This window comes from Actinoplanes sp. CA-131856, from assembly GCF_050956135.1.
GTDB lineage: Bacteria > Actinomycetota > Actinomycetes > Mycobacteriales > Micromonosporaceae > Actinoplanes.
In genome coordinates this window covers 1,635,992-1,648,583 of the sequence record NZ_CP191849.1, presented here as the reverse complement: position 1 = coordinate 1,648,583, position 12,592 = coordinate 1,635,992, and the positions used below count along the sequence as shown (strand labels likewise).

Annotated in this window: 13 protein-coding genes; 6 read left to right on the top strand and 7 right to left on the bottom strand. The window is 68.9% G+C overall.

Annotation, left to right across the window (positions count from 1 at the left end; all coding sequences use genetic code 11):
- Positions 1 to 7 precede the first annotated feature (7 nt).
- The 5 genes from ACQP2X_RS07955 to ACQP2X_RS07935 are packed head-to-tail and all read left to right on the top strand — an operon-like array spanning position 8 to position 2,447.
- Complete coding sequence (locus ACQP2X_RS07955) at positions 8 to 679, top strand: hypothetical protein (protein ID WP_498695397.1); 672 nt, start codon at positions 8 to 10, stop codon at positions 677 to 679.
- A 3-nt stretch (positions 680 to 682) separates the two neighbouring features.
- A complete protein-coding gene (locus tag ACQP2X_RS07950; protein WP_498695396.1) occupies positions 683 to 1,039 on the top strand; it encodes a hypothetical protein in 357 nt (118 codons plus the stop codon).
- A 25-nt stretch (positions 1,040 to 1,064) separates the two neighbouring features.
- Entirely contained in the window at positions 1,065 to 1,448 is a 384-nt protein-coding gene (locus tag ACQP2X_RS07945) for a YbaB/EbfC family nucleoid-associated protein (protein WP_498695394.1), read from the top strand.
- Positions 1,441 to 1,752: a type VII secretion target gene (locus ACQP2X_RS07940; RefSeq protein ID WP_498695393.1), complete on the top strand. Its 312-nt coding sequence runs from the start codon at positions 1,441 to 1,443 to the stop codon at positions 1,750 to 1,752. Before ACQP2X_RS07945 ends, ACQP2X_RS07940 begins: the two co-directional genes overlap by 8 nt.
- The gene (locus tag ACQP2X_RS07935) at positions 1,749 to 2,447 is read left to right on the top strand and encodes a WXG100 family type VII secretion target (RefSeq protein ID WP_498695392.1); all 699 of its coding nucleotides are present in this window, start codon (positions 1,749 to 1,751) and stop codon (positions 2,445 to 2,447) included. The genes ACQP2X_RS07940 and ACQP2X_RS07935 overlap by 4 nt, the downstream gene beginning before the upstream one ends.
- Before the next feature lie 6 nt (positions 2,448 to 2,453).
- On the opposite strand, the gene ACQP2X_RS07930 is transcribed toward ACQP2X_RS07935, so the two are convergent.
- Entirely contained in the window at positions 2,454 to 3,785 is a 1,332-nt protein-coding gene (locus tag ACQP2X_RS07930) for a glycosyltransferase family 2 protein (RefSeq protein ID WP_498695391.1), read from the bottom strand.
- Between the two features lie 164 nt (positions 3,786 to 3,949).
- On the opposite strand from ACQP2X_RS07930, the gene ACQP2X_RS07925 reads away from it, so the two are divergent.
- A complete protein-coding gene (locus ACQP2X_RS07925) occupies positions 3,950 to 4,957 on the top strand; it encodes a glycoside hydrolase family 18 protein (protein ID WP_498695390.1) in 1,008 nt (335 codons plus the stop codon).
- A gap of 7 nt (positions 4,958 to 4,964) precedes the next feature.
- Here the strand turns inward: ACQP2X_RS07925 and ACQP2X_RS07920 are convergent, their stop codons facing one another.
- The 6 genes from ACQP2X_RS07920 to ACQP2X_RS07895 form a co-directional block, all read right to left on the bottom strand.
- Positions 4,965 to 5,180 (bottom strand): hypothetical protein, encoded by a 216-nt coding sequence (locus tag ACQP2X_RS07920; protein WP_097320188.1) that lies wholly within the window; start codon positions 5,178 to 5,180, stop codon positions 4,965 to 4,967.
- A 108-nt stretch (positions 5,181 to 5,288) separates the two neighbouring features.
- Positions 5,289 to 8,582 (bottom strand): ATP-binding protein, encoded by a 3,294-nt coding sequence (locus tag ACQP2X_RS07915; protein WP_498700854.1) that lies wholly within the window; start codon positions 8,580 to 8,582, stop codon positions 5,289 to 5,291.
- The gene (locus ACQP2X_RS07910; RefSeq protein ID WP_498695388.1) at positions 8,582 to 9,214 is read right to left on the bottom strand and encodes a hypothetical protein; all 633 of its coding nucleotides are present in this window, start codon (positions 9,212 to 9,214) and stop codon (positions 8,582 to 8,584) included. Before ACQP2X_RS07910 ends, ACQP2X_RS07915 begins: the two co-directional genes overlap by 1 nt.
- Positions 9,215 to 9,216: 2 nt before the next feature.
- Positions 9,217 to 10,206: an endonuclease domain-containing protein gene (locus ACQP2X_RS07905; protein ID WP_498695387.1), complete on the bottom strand. Its 990-nt coding sequence runs from the start codon at positions 10,204 to 10,206 to the stop codon at positions 9,217 to 9,219.
- Between the two features lie 142 nt (positions 10,207 to 10,348).
- Positions 10,349 to 11,524 carry a Gfo/Idh/MocA family protein gene (locus ACQP2X_RS07900; protein ID WP_498695385.1) on the bottom strand — a complete coding sequence of 392 codons (1,176 nt, stop codon included), beginning with the start codon at positions 11,522 to 11,524 and terminating at the stop codon, positions 10,349 to 10,351.
- Between the two features lie 10 nt (positions 11,525 to 11,534).
- Complete coding sequence (locus ACQP2X_RS07895; RefSeq protein ID WP_498695384.1) at positions 11,535 to 12,581, bottom strand: substrate-binding domain-containing protein; 1,047 nt, start codon at positions 12,579 to 12,581, stop codon at positions 11,535 to 11,537.
- Between the last annotated feature and the right edge of the window lie 11 nt (positions 12,582 to 12,592).

Genomic DNA, 12,592 nt, shown 5'->3' with positions numbered 1-12,592 from the left:
TCGGGCCATGACCGCCAGGCCAAGGCCCCACGGAGGCGACAGCGGTCCTGCACGCCCACCAAGACCAAGAACCCCGAACAACGTAGACGCAGCCCACGACGCCATAGCCACCATCGCCGGCGCCGGCCGACCGGGCGCCGCCCAGCGGCCTCCGGAACCCACGCCGGCCTCGGGCGATGTCGAGCTGGCCGCGATCATGCGGCGCTACGAGCAGCTGGGAGACGACCCACCACGGTTCGACATCGCCGAGAACGACGCCGAGCATCGGCGCGCTCACACGATCGATCATCACGGACCCGACATCCCCCTCCAACGGCATCTCGGGCCGAAGACCGTTGAGGGCCGTATCTACGGGGACGGCGAATGGAACGACGCCGTCAACGCCTCCCTGAAGTGGACCGACCCTTCGACCATGCACCGGGAGATCAACGACTACATCCGGCGGAACTGGTCACGTATCCGCGACGACCTGGCATTGGAGGAATCCCACGACGGCATGTTCGACGCGGGCCATCGGATCGGCGAGGGTTACTACAACAACGGCATGTATGGCGTCGGCCCACGTCAGGCCGAGTACACCACGACCAGTCTCGTCAGAGTTCGCATAAAGCTCGTGAAGGACTCCGATCCGGCACAGCCTTACCTCCTCACCGCCTACCCGGCGGCGTTAGGGTCTTGAATCATGGACACGTCAGGCCTGCCCGAGTCGCTTCGCGCGCGTATCGCGGAGCGGTCGGCGCTTTCGCCCATCGAGAAGGTGCGGGCTCTGCTGCACAGCTATGTCCACGACGCGGACAGCTTCGAAGAGATTCGTGAAGAGCTTCACGACACGGCGGAGACCAACACACTCTTCCTCGAGCAATACCAGGTCGCCCTGGAGACCATCCTGTCCGAGCCTCAGCCCGAGGGAACGCTTCTTCGCCTCGTCGCCGGTGATGGCAACCGTGGCCTCGACGAACCGACGGACGCCTCGGCCGCCGCCTACCTTCGCCGGCTTCTGGAAACTCTCCGCTCGGTGATTGCCGCGGCCCAGGGGTAGCGCCGACCTCCTAGCATCCATAGGCATGACTGGCGCTCTCGGTGAAAGTGACTTTCTCACTCCCGACGGGTCGCGCGCCTATCTGCGGGACTGGAAGCAGCGCGTCGATCAGAACGCGGCCAATGCTCAAGCCCTGAGTGAGCGCCTGGCTGAGCTGCGCGCCACCGGACGCGATGGCAACGATCTTGTTGAGGTCACCGTTGATGCCTCGGGCGTGATGCTGGACATCAGCTTTACCGAGCGGATTCAGCGGTTTGCGCCTGATGTTGTGGGGCGGGCCGTCATGAGCGCTCTGCGGGAAGCGAAGCACGAGGCCAACCGGCGGACCCAGGCGATCGTCGTGGACACCGTGGGGGCCGACTCCCTAGCGGGGCGGGTCATCGGGGAACGGCTGGAGCGGCATGGCTGACGGGTTCTCGGTTGACGCCGCGCAGATCAGGGCGCATGCCGCCAAAGTGGATGCTGTTCAGGAGCGGTTTGCCGCTGTCAAGGCGGCCAGTTCCGCCATCACTCAGGACGATGCGGCGTACGGGCTGCTCTGTGGCTGGATCTCTAGGATTCTGGAGTCGCGGCATGTGCGGCAGGACCAGCTGATCGCGTATGTCGAGGAGAATCTGCGGCTCGCCGGTGACGCCCTGCGGCAGACCGGCGCCGGATATGAGCAGGTCGATGATGCCGCCGCCCGGCGTCTGCGGGAAGCGGGCAACCTGTGAGCACCTCGCTGGTCGCCAATGTCGTCAACCCGGGCGGCAGCGTCACCGGCGCCTCCCTCGTCGACAGCTTTCAAGGGCTGCACCAGTCCGTGAGCAGCGGCAACTGGGTCGACGGCGCTCTCGCCGGTGGCGCCTTCGCCCTTGAGGCCACAGCCACCGTGCTCGACCCGTTCAGCTCGCTTCTTGCCAACGGGCTCGGGTGGGCCATGGAATATTTCGAGCCGCTGCGCGAAGTCCTCGACAAGCTCGCCGGCATTCCCGGCCGTGTCGCCTCGCACGCCGCCACCTGGCAGAACATCTCCGGCGAGCTTCAGTCGATGTCGGCCGACCTTCAAGGGCACCTGGCTGGCGACCTTCCCGACTGGCAGGGGCCGGCCGCCACCACCTACCAGTCGTTGATGGCCAACAACGTCGACGCCCTGGGCGGCCTCAGCGTCCTGGCCGCCACCATGTCCTCCGCCACCGAGGCCGCGGGCAACCTGGTCACCTTCACCCGTGACATCGTCCGCGACCTCATCGCCGACCTGGTGGCCCGCGTCATCGTCTGGGCCGCCGAAGCGCTCCTGGTCGTCACCATTCCGATCGTCGCCGCGCAGATCGCCTCGGCCGTCGTCAAATGGGCCGGCCGCATTCTCGGCTACACGACCGCCCTCATCACCAGCCTCACCAACCTGACCCGGCTGATGCAGGGCTGAACAGCGTCACGCTTTGGAGCGCGTTCCCAGCAAGGCGCTCAAGCCGCCCGCCCTCTGCAGTTTCTGCCAGCCGAGGCGGATGCCGCCCAAGGCGGCCAACGTGGACTGGATGAGAACCAGATACATGAGCTGGCGATAGACGAACTGCTGCAACGGCACCGCCCAGATCGGTTTCAGGGATTCCCGGTCCAGGCGGAAGGCGTACGCCGTGCTGGCCAGCTGGATGCCCAGCATCGCGAACCACGCCACCAGCGTTTCGAACGGGTCCAGGAAGATCAGGCCGTAGATCAGGAAGACGTCGATCAGGGGTGACAGCAGGGGCATCAAGGTCTGGAACAGGGCCAGGTTGATCAAGCCGCGGCGGCCGAACTTTCCGCCCGGGCCCCGTTCGATCAAGGCCCGGCGGTGCTTCCACATCGCCTGCATCGTGCCGTAGCTCCAGCGGTAGCGCTGACGCCACAACTGGCGGATCGTCGTCGGGGCCTCGGTCCAGGCTCGGGCGTTCTCCTCGTAGACCACCCGCCAACCGGCACGGATGATGGCGATCGTCAGGTCCGTGTCCTCGGCCAGGGTGTCGTCGCTCAGGCCGTTCACCTGGGACAGCGCCTCGCGGCGGAACGCGCCGATCGCCCCCGGGACCGTGGCCATGCAGCGCATCTCGTCGTAGGCGCGGCGGTCGATGCTGAAGCCGACCACGTATTCGATGTGCTGCCAGCGCGCGATCATGCCGTTGCGGTTGGCCACCTTCGCGTTGCCGGCCACGGCGCCGACCGACTTGTCGGCGAAGGGCTGCACCAGGTGACGTACCGTGTCCGGCTCGAAGACGGTGTCGCCGTCCATCATCACCACGACTTCGGTGGTTGCGGCGGCTATGCCGGTGTTCAGGGCGGCCGGCTTTCCCGCGTTGGGTTGCCAGATCACCGTCACATTTGTGAAGCCCAGGGAATCGGCGATTTCGGCCGTGCCATCCGTCGAGCCGTCGTCCACCACTATGACGCGGATCGGATAGGTGCTGGCGGCCAGCGATCGGACGGTGTCGGCAATGCATTCCTTTTCGTTGTACGCCGGAACGACCACCGTCACCGGTTTCTCATACCGGTTCTTCAGAGGACGCCGATGACGGCGGGCGTGGCGGCGGCCCAGCGCCAGCATGAGCGCGAGCCGGGAGATCGTCAGGACGCCGAAGGCCACCAGCAGCCACGTGAACCAGTGGGTGACAAGCTGGGCGATCAGCACGGCGAGGACGATGCCGCCGCCGAGGATCCGGGCGTCGGCGGCCGGCGCCGGCGCCGGCTTCTCGACCGGCGGTGGCGGTTTCCTCGAGGTGTAGACGGTCACGACCAACCTTCCCAATTGTGATTTAAACCGCAAAAAGCGATTGATTACGTACGCTCTACGTCCGATTCGCGGCGAATAGCGCGCCCACTCGAGGCGTCCGTTTTAAGCGGCTTAATGACGATAGTTAGGTATCGATCACAGGGATAAATGCCAAGATCTCGGGCATGAATCCGAAACGCCGCTCGCTGGTCTGTCTCACGGCAGCCGCGCTGATGCTCGCCACCGGTTGCAAGGCGAGCGACGCGGCCGGCGCGTCCGCGTCGGCCGGTGTCAGCGCGTCGCCCTCGGCCGCCGTCACGAAGAAGACTCCGGCCGTGGCGCCGTACATCGACGTCACCAGCGGAACCACCGACATCAGCAAGATCTCCGCCAAGACCGGAATGACGGATTTCTCCCTGGCCTTCATCCTGGCCAAGAGCACGACGTCCTGCACGCCCACCTGGGGCGGCACCAAAGCGCTGACCGACAGCACCGTCCAGGCCCAGGTCACGAAGATCGCCGCGCTCGGCGGCCGGGTCGTCGTCTCCAGCGGCGGCGCCACCGGCACGTACCTCGAGAGCGTCTGCACCTCCGCCCAGCTCGCGAAGGCGTACACCCAAGCTCTGAATGCCACCGGGAGCAACGCCCTCGACGTCGACATCGAGCAGGCGGTCGCGCCCGGCACCGTGGCCAAGGCACTCGCCACCCTGCAGGCCGCGCGCGGCACCGCGATCAGCCTGACCGTGCCGGTCGGCGGCATGACGGCCGGACTGACCGACAAGAGCATCGCCCTGCTGCGCAGCGTCAAGAACGTCGGCGTCGAGGTCACCGTCAACCCGATGATCATGAACTTCGACGCGAGCGGCGGCTGGGGCGCCGCGATGATCGCCGCCACCGAGGCCGTGCACACCGACCTGAAGGCGATCTGGACCGGCCGGACCAGCGCCCAGCTCTACGCGATGCTCGGCGTCACCCCGATGATCGGGGTCAACGACACCGGCCCGGTCACCACGGTCGCCAATGCCAAGACCTTGCTGACGTACGCCGAGCAGAAGAACCTGGCGTTCATCAGGTTCTGGTCGATCAACCGGGACAACGGCAACTGCACGTCGGGCAGCCTGAGCGGCACGTGCAGCGGCATCGCCCAGAGCGAGTACGCCTTCACGTCCCTGTTCTCCGGCTACGGGAAGTGACACCCCGTCAGCGTTCGGAGGCGGGCGTGGAGATCGTCCCCTTGGTCGGCAGATCGGCCGAGGGCGCCTGCACGACGCTCATCGCCACCACGCCGATGTAGACGACCGCGGCCAGCGCCGCCGCCACACCCGACATCACCAGAAGCCTCTTGCGCCGGCCGGTCGCGTCGACGAAAACCTTGGCGCCGTCGTTCTCGTGCAGCCGTGCCGAGGCGTAGATCATTGTGGTTCCCTCCGAGCGCGAGCGGGTCCTCAGCGGGCCCGCCATCGCCCAGCAAAGTAGGAGCCGTTTCTACGGGGAACCTATGTCTGATCCTCGAAACCTCTGTGTCTACCCAGCTCGGCGGGCCGCCTGAAGCACCTCCTCGGCGGTCAGCGGACTGTGCGGATGATGGCTCAGCGACAACGGCGTCCGGATCTTCGCGGGGGCCTCGCCCTCGGCGGCCAGATAGAACTCGCCGACCGTCAGCCGCGAGACGTCCGGCACGTCGCCGCCCTTGGCCTTCGCCATGTCGCGGGCCGCCTCGATCTGGATCGGGCTGTTCAGCAGGCCGTAGAGCTGCGTCGCCGCGTTGCCGGGGATCCGGTTGTGCAGACCCTTCGGGGCCTGGGTGGCGAAGATCAGCCCGAGGCCGTACTTGCGGGCCTGGGCGGCCAGGGCCAGCGTGCTCTGGGTGCAGGCCGTCATGGCGCCGGACGGCGCGAAGGTCTGCGCCTCGTCCATCACGAGCAGGCCGAGAAGCGGCCGGTCACCGGCGGGATTCCTCTTGATCCAGGCGAACAGGGCCATCTGCAACTGGTTGACGAAACTCTGCCTGGCCTCGTCCGACGGCAGCCCGATCAGGCTGATGACCGAGACCCGGGCCCGCTTGCCGTGATCGGGCGTGAGCAGGGTTCCCGGGTCCATCGGGGTGCCCTCGCCGCCGAACAGCGGGTCGTTGACCATGGCCGCGGTCAGGGTCTGGGCCAGTCCGAGCGCGATCTTGTCGGCGCCGTCCAGGTCGATGATCCCGTCCGGGAAGGCGTACAGGGTGTCGATCAGCCCTTTGATCCGGGTGCCGCCGCGGCGGCCGTAGTGCTCGACCGCCTTGCGGAGAACGGCCAGCCCGAGGTGGGCTTTCGGGGCGCGCCCGACCACCATGGCCCGTGGGGCGAGGGAGGCGACAGCGGCGTCGACCGCCTCGTCGAACTCGTCCGGATCGTCCCGCACACTGCGGAAGTCCGGCAGCGGCTGGAAGCTGAGGGGACGGCCCGACATCCGCCGCGGCGTCCAGACGACAACGTCCGTGCCGGCGAGATAGTCGGCCGCTTTGGCGGGGTCGTCCGCTCGCCACTGCCGCGGCGGTTCCGGCCAGGCGTCGCCGAGCCGGGCCAGGTCGTTGTTCGGATCGAGGACGATGCTGGAGACGCCTTGCAGGGCACATTCCTCGACGATCCGGCGGATGAGCACGGTCTTGCCCGATCCGGAACCCGCGAAAATGGTCATGTGCTTGCGGAGCGACGCCAGCCCGAGACGCGCCGGCGCCTGCGAGTCATAGCCGTGCCCGATGGTGAACGCATCACGCGACACCAACGTGGACAAAGCGGGCAGCGACGGGAGCGGCTCCGGCGCCGACGGCGACGCGGCCGTCAGCGAGGACAAATCGGGCGCTGACGAAGACGCCGGCAGCGGCGGCGGGGACAAATCGGGCGCCAGCGAGACCTGATCAGGCGCGGAGGCTCGGGCAGGCGCGGGCGCGGAGGCTCGGGCAGGGACGGGCGCAGGCGGGGAGGCCGAAGGCTTGTCCTGGCGCCAGCCGTCCGCGTCGGACAAAGACTCATTTATCAGCCTGATGTGCTGGGTGGGGCGGCGGTCGGCCAACCAGGACTGCAGGTCGATGCTCTCCTCAGCCAGCATGATGCGGAGCGCGGACAGTGTTCGCAGGTCCTCGTCGTCCAGGGTGAGGATCCGGCCGCCCTCCGCGTGGAAGCTGTCGACGGCCCTCAGCGTCGCCGGGCCCGACCAGCCGCCGTTGCGCAGCAGGAACAGCTTGCGCTTGGGCACCCGGTGGTCGAGGCCGGTCGCCATCGCCGCCTTGCGCAACCGGGAAAGCGCGGCGTTGCCGTGATGCCCCGCGCTCACCGCCCGGAAGCACCAGTGGACCTGGTCCTCGGTGCTCTCGTTCAGCGTGAGCCTGATCCGGGCGTGCAGCGGCGGGTTGGTGCTCGGCGGCGGGTCGACCGAGAACGCCTCGCCGGCGTTGCCCCGTTCCAGGATCCAGGCCGTGAGCCCGGCCGCCAGCAGCTCCGGCACCGCGCCGTCCTCGCCTGTCTTCTCGAGCGGAGTGACGACGTCCGCGGTCTTCTTCAGTTCCGCGAAGCGGGCGTCGAACCTCGTCATCTCATCGGTCGCCACCGGGCGCGGCTCGACCGTCTCGACGGCCGGGGGTGCGCCGAGCTGGTCGAGCTCCCTGACCTCGTCGTCGGCGATGCACTTGCGGATGTGCGTGTCGATCTCGATGAGCAACTGCCTCGGCGTGTAGTCGCCGGCCGCGGTGAAGGCTGACGGCCGCACCGGCCAGGACGGGTAGGGCGGAACGAACCCCATCTCCCCGTAGCGGACGGCGAACCTCTTCTCGATGATCGCCCGGGCCAGGACGTCGTCCTTGATGACCTCGAGTTTCGGGGCCAGGCGGAACCGGTCGCCGACCGTGTCGGTGGCCATGGTCCGGATGGTCGCCCACGAGTCCGGGATGCAGGCCACCACGGTGAGCGTGCGGCGGGTCATCTGGCGCAGCGCCATCAGGCCGTCGGCGATCTGGCTCAGCATGAGGGCCTGCTCGGGGCTGACCCGCGCGGCTTCGGTCAGGCGCGATCCGGCGGCGATCGAGCTCTGCGCGATGATCGTGTCGATCTGGTCGATGGCGATCACCGACGGGCCGGTCAGCGCCAGCAGCCACGACAGGTCCTGCACGATCTGCTGGGCGCGCCGGGGCGCCCGGCGCATGCCCCACTCGCCGCGCTCGCCCGGCTCGGACTCCTCACCCGAGAGGAAGTAGTTCTCGGCGAGATCGCGATGGCCGACGTCCTCGGACGCGCTGAGCGCGAGGGCCCGGGCGGTGTCCTGGCTGGCCCGCGCGACCTGCCGGTCGAACTCGCCCAGCCCTTCGATGAACGCGTCCAGCGAGGGCCGGGTCAGCTCGATCTCGCCCATGACGGCCCGGCGCGCCTTGCGCGGGGCGCCGACCATCGCCGACAGCCGCCGGAGCAGAAGCACCAGCTGCGTCTCGGCGCGGCCCGGGACCGTACGGGAGAGCCCGTCCAGCATCGCGGCCAGCACGCTGTCCCAGAATCCGGCCGCGTCGAGAAGCCCGACGAGGAAGAAGTAGCCCTCCTGTTCCTGCACCTGCTGACGGACCCAGCCGAGCAGATGTGTCTTTCCGGAGCCACGTTGTCCCTGCACCACGAGGCCGATCGGGCTTCCGCCGTCGCTGGCCCGGGCGTCCGACACGCCGTCGAGCACGTCGCGGGCCACCGCCGTGTGCAGGCCGTCGACGTGGAACGGCATGGGCCGCCAGACGTCGTCGGGAACGGGCGCCCAGTTGAACCTCAGCGCGGCCAGAGCGGCGCGCTCCCGCTCCTCCATCACGCGATCGACAGAACGTGCTTGTCCTGACCGCCGATGTGGAGGGCCGCGGCATGATCGGCTTCGGTCAGCATCTTCTGGTTCGACTGCGGGGCCAGGGTGACACCGGGCTCGCGACTGAACCGGCGAAGAGCGTCGTCGAGGGCCGCGCGCGGCACGTCCGGGAAGCACAACCGCAGGCGGGTGAGGCTGACCCAGCCCTGGGGCTCGTCCTTGAGGGCGTCGTAGACGCCGATGATCCGGGGCCGGAGGTCGGGGGTGGCCGCCGGGCCCCGCAGGTCGCTCAGCGCGAACAGCTCGGCGAACGACGTGCAGCCGCTCCGGTCGAGCACACGATCACGCAGACCGGCCAGGACGGCGGATATCGCGGCGGCCTGGGCGGTGGCGCCGTTCGACCGGAAGTTCAGCTCGTCCTGGACGTGCACCCATCCTTTGTCGTCGAGTTGCAGCGCGTACGTGGGCCCGCTCTTGCGGCTGGCCACGTACTGCTTGCGGCCGAGCTTGTCCCGGCTCGGCTTGCGGACGTCGAGGCCGTACACCGCTTTGAGCTCGGTGTTGAGGATCTCCCGGGCCTCCGCCATGAGAACGATCAGGATGGCGTTCTCGGCGGGAGTGAGGTCTTCGCCGGCCATGGTCATGTTCCTTCCGCTGGTGCGCTCCGCCGGCCCCGGATGTAGGTGCCGATCTGGTGGACGACCGCGCCCATGTCGTGGACGACCCGCGCGTTAGTGAACCGCAGGACGGCGTAGCCGTCGAGTTGCAACTGGACGTCGCGTCGCCGGTCGGCCTCGAAGCGCACCGGGTGGCAGTGCTCCGGGCCGTCGAGCTCGACGACGCACCGCTCGCCGGGCCAGACGAGGTCGAGCCGGATCGGCGGACTGAGCGGTGTCGATCGATAGGTGTGGTTCCAGTGCCGGCCGGCGGCCCAGCTCTCCACGGCGAGCGCGGCCTCCAGTGCGGACTCGACCGCGCTGGCCGGGTGGGGCTTGCCGATCGGGGCCGAGCGCCCGGAGGGCAGGCCGTCCACTGTCACTACCGGCACCCGGCCCGCGTCGAGACCCGGCCGGCCCAGCAGCCAGACACCGACCTTGGCGTTGTGGGTGAGCCATTCGCCGCCGGCCACGATCGCCGCGCGCTGGCCCAGGGTCGCGTCCGGGGGTACGGGCACCAGCAGAACGCAGCGGGTGCGCCCGAAGGCTTCCGCGACCAGACGGGCGAGCTGGGCGACGCGGGCCCGGACGGGCACGTGGTGATCGGCGGCCCGGTGCCCGGTCACGGCGAGAAGGGCCAGGTCGATCAGGAACGAACGGCTGTAGTGGGCCCGCGATGCCCGGGCCGCGGCCATGATCCGGATCGCGGCCGTGCCGCCGAGGTCGGCCCGGGTGATGTCGGAGGCGTCCGGCAGCCACGCGGGAAGCAGTTCCGCGGCGACATGTTCGAGGTCGTCCAGCATCGCGCCGACGAACTCGCGTGGGGTCGACCAGCCGGCGCCGGGACGGGTCACCACCGCCGCGAGGTCGGTGCTGTGCCCGGCCAGGGCATGGGCGAGGTCGCCGGCGTGGGCGCCGCGGACCTCGACGACCCGATCGGCCGGAACGCCGTCGAGTGGGTAGGTCGTGGTCATTGAGGCACCAGGTTACGAAGAACCCGTGGACAGACGCCACCGGCCATTCGTCGGATTCCGCAATCCGGTTCCGTCGCGGATCGGCTGGTGCGGGGCGCAACCGCACCATCCCTCGCCGATCCGCGACGGACGACCAGATCGGTCAGACCGGCTCGAGGGCCGGTTTCACCTCGCACCACTGGGACGACTCGGCCGACCGGGAGACCGCGTCGAGCACGAGCTGGACCTGCAACGCGTCGGCGAACGACGGTGTGGGCTGGGTGCCCGCCGCGATCGCCTCGATGAGGTCGCGGACCTCGTGGGTGAAGGTGTGCTCGTAGCCGATGCCGTGGCCGGCCGGCCACCACGCCGACATGTACGGATGGTTCGGCTCGGTCACCAGGATCGTGCTGAACCCCTGCTCCTCCGCCGGCAGCGCGCCGTCGTAGAAGGCCAGCTCGTTCATCCGCTCGAAGTCGAAGACCAGCGAGCCGAGCGAGCCGTTCAGCTCCACCCGCAGCGCGTTCTTGCGGCCGGTGGCGAAGCGCGTCGCCTCGTACGTGGCCACCGCCCCGCCGTCGAGCCGGGCCAGGAACAGCGCCGCGTCGTCGACGGTGACCTCGCCGTACGACGACGTGCCGGAGGCGGAGAGCCCGGCCGACGCCGACGGCAGCGGCCGGGACTTGACGAACGTCTCGGTCAGGGCCGACACCGCGGCGATCGACTGGCCGGTGACGAACTGGGTGAGGTCGACGATGTGCGCGCCGATGTCGCCCAGAGCCCCCGATCCGGCCACGTCCTTCTGCAGGCGCCACACCAGCGGGAACTCCGGGTCGACGATCCAGTCCTGCAGATACGTCGCCCGCACGTGGTGCAGCTTGCCGATGCGGCCGGCGGTGACGAGCTCACGCATGAGCGCGACCGCCGGCACGCGCCGGTAGTTGAAGCCGCACATGGCGAACACGCCACGGGCCTGCGCCGCGGCCGCGGCCATCTCCTGGGCCTCGGCCACCGTGTTGGCCAGGGGCTTCTCGCACAGGACGTGCTTGCCGGCGGCGAGCGCGGCCAGCGCGATCTCGCGGTGGGTGTCGCCCGGCGTGCAGATGTCGATCAGATCGATGTCGTCCCGGTCGATCAGCGACCGCCAGTCGGTGGTGTGCTCGGCCCATCCGAGCTTGGCCGCGGCGGCCGCCACCGCGTCGGAGGAGCGGCCGGCCACCGCGGTCATCCGTGCCGACAGCGGCAGGTCGAACGCATGGTTGACCGTGCGCCACGCTTGCGAGTGCGCGGCCCCCATGAACGCGTAGCCGACCATGCCGACCCGCAGCTGTTCCGACATCTACAACCCCTTAGAAACCGAGCTTCGCGTACTGCGAAGCGTTGTCCTTGGTGATCGTCTCCGAGGCGAGCGTGATCTCCTTGGGCACCTGGAGCTCGACCAGGTCGCTCATCCCCTTGCCCTGTCCGATGAGCCGGGCCAGCGTGATCGCCGACGAGGCCATGGACGGGCTGTAGGTGACCGTCGCCTTGAGCACGCTGTTGTCGGCCGAGATGGCGTCGATCGCCTGCTTGGAGCCGGCGCCGCCGACCATGAAGAACTCGCTGCGGTTGGCCTGCTTGATCGCGGCCAGCACACCGATGCCCTGGTCGTCGTCGTGGTTCCACAGAGCGTCCATCTTGGGCAGGGCCTGCAGCAGCGCGGTCGCGGCGGCCTGGCCGCTGTCGGCCGTGAACTCGGCCGGGCGGCGGTTGGCGACCTTGAAGCCGTGCGCGGCGAGGGCGTTCTTGAAGCCCTCGGAGCGCTCCTGGGTCAGCTCCAACGAGTCGATGCCGGGGATCTCGCCGATCACCGGATTGGTGACACCCTTGGCCTTGAGCTGCTCGCTGATGTAGTTGCCGGCGGCGAGGCCCATGCCGAAGTTGTCGCCCTTGATCTGCAGCCGGTAGGCCGCCATGGACGGGAAGGCCCGGTCCAGGTTGATCACCGGGATGCCGGCCGCCATCGCCTCGATGCCGGCCGAGTTCAGCTCCTTGCCGTCGTGCGGAAGCATCACGATGACGGTGGGCTTCTGCGAGATCAGCGTGGAGATGGCGGCCCGCTGGGCGGCGGCGTCGGCGCCGGCCTCGACCGGCTTGAACTCGACGTCCGGATAGGCCGCGGCCTGCGCCTTGGCGTTGTTGGTGATGGCCGCGATCCAGCCGTGGTCGGCGGCCGGCGCGGAGAACCCGATGGTCACCTTCTGGCCGGGGGCGGCGTTCGGGTTGGCCGACGCGTCGGTGTTGGTGTTCACCTGGGCGTTGTTCTCGGGGGTGTTGCTCGTGCACGCGGTGAGAAGCGCTCCGGCGCCGACGGCAGCACCGCCGAACAGAACGCGCCTACGGGACAAAGCGGACATGAATCCTCCCA

What these genes read in the sequence shown, in the direction of transcription:
- ACQP2X_RS07955 (WP_498695397.1), top strand. Translation starts at nt 8, where the DNA reads ATGACCGCCAGGCCAAGGCCCCACGGAGGCGACAGCGGTCCTGCACGC.
- ACQP2X_RS07950 (WP_498695396.1), top strand. Translation starts at nt 683, where the DNA reads ATGGACACGTCAGGCCTGCCCGAGTCGCTTCGCGCGCGTATCGCGGAG.
- ACQP2X_RS07945 (WP_498695394.1), top strand. Translation starts at nt 1,065, where the DNA reads ATGACTGGCGCTCTCGGTGAAAGTGACTTTCTCACTCCCGACGGGTCG.
- ACQP2X_RS07940 (WP_498695393.1), top strand. Translation starts at nt 1,441, where the DNA reads ATGGCTGACGGGTTCTCGGTTGACGCCGCGCAGATCAGGGCGCATGCC.
- ACQP2X_RS07925 (WP_498695390.1), top strand. Translation starts at nt 3,950, where the DNA reads ATGAATCCGAAACGCCGCTCGCTGGTCTGTCTCACGGCAGCCGCGCTG.
- ACQP2X_RS07920 (WP_097320188.1), bottom strand. Translation starts at nt 5,180, where the DNA reads ATGATCTACGCCTCGGCACGGCTGCACGAGAACGACGGCGCCAAGGTT.
- ACQP2X_RS07915 (WP_498700854.1), bottom strand. Translation starts at nt 8,582, where the DNA reads ATGGAGGAGCGGGAGCGCGCCGCTCTGGCCGCGCTGAGGTTCAACTGG.
- ACQP2X_RS07910 (WP_498695388.1), bottom strand. Translation starts at nt 9,214, where the DNA reads ATGGCCGGCGAAGACCTCACTCCCGCCGAGAACGCCATCCTGATCGTT.
- ACQP2X_RS07905 (WP_498695387.1), bottom strand. Translation starts at nt 10,206, where the DNA reads ATGACCACGACCTACCCACTCGACGGCGTTCCGGCCGATCGGGTCGTC.
- ACQP2X_RS07900 (WP_498695385.1), bottom strand. Translation starts at nt 11,524, where the DNA reads ATGTCGGAACAGCTGCGGGTCGGCATGGTCGGCTACGCGTTCATGGGG.
- ACQP2X_RS07895 (WP_498695384.1), bottom strand. Translation starts at nt 12,581, where the DNA reads ATGTCCGCTTTGTCCCGTAGGCGCGTTCTGTTCGGCGGTGCTGCCGTC.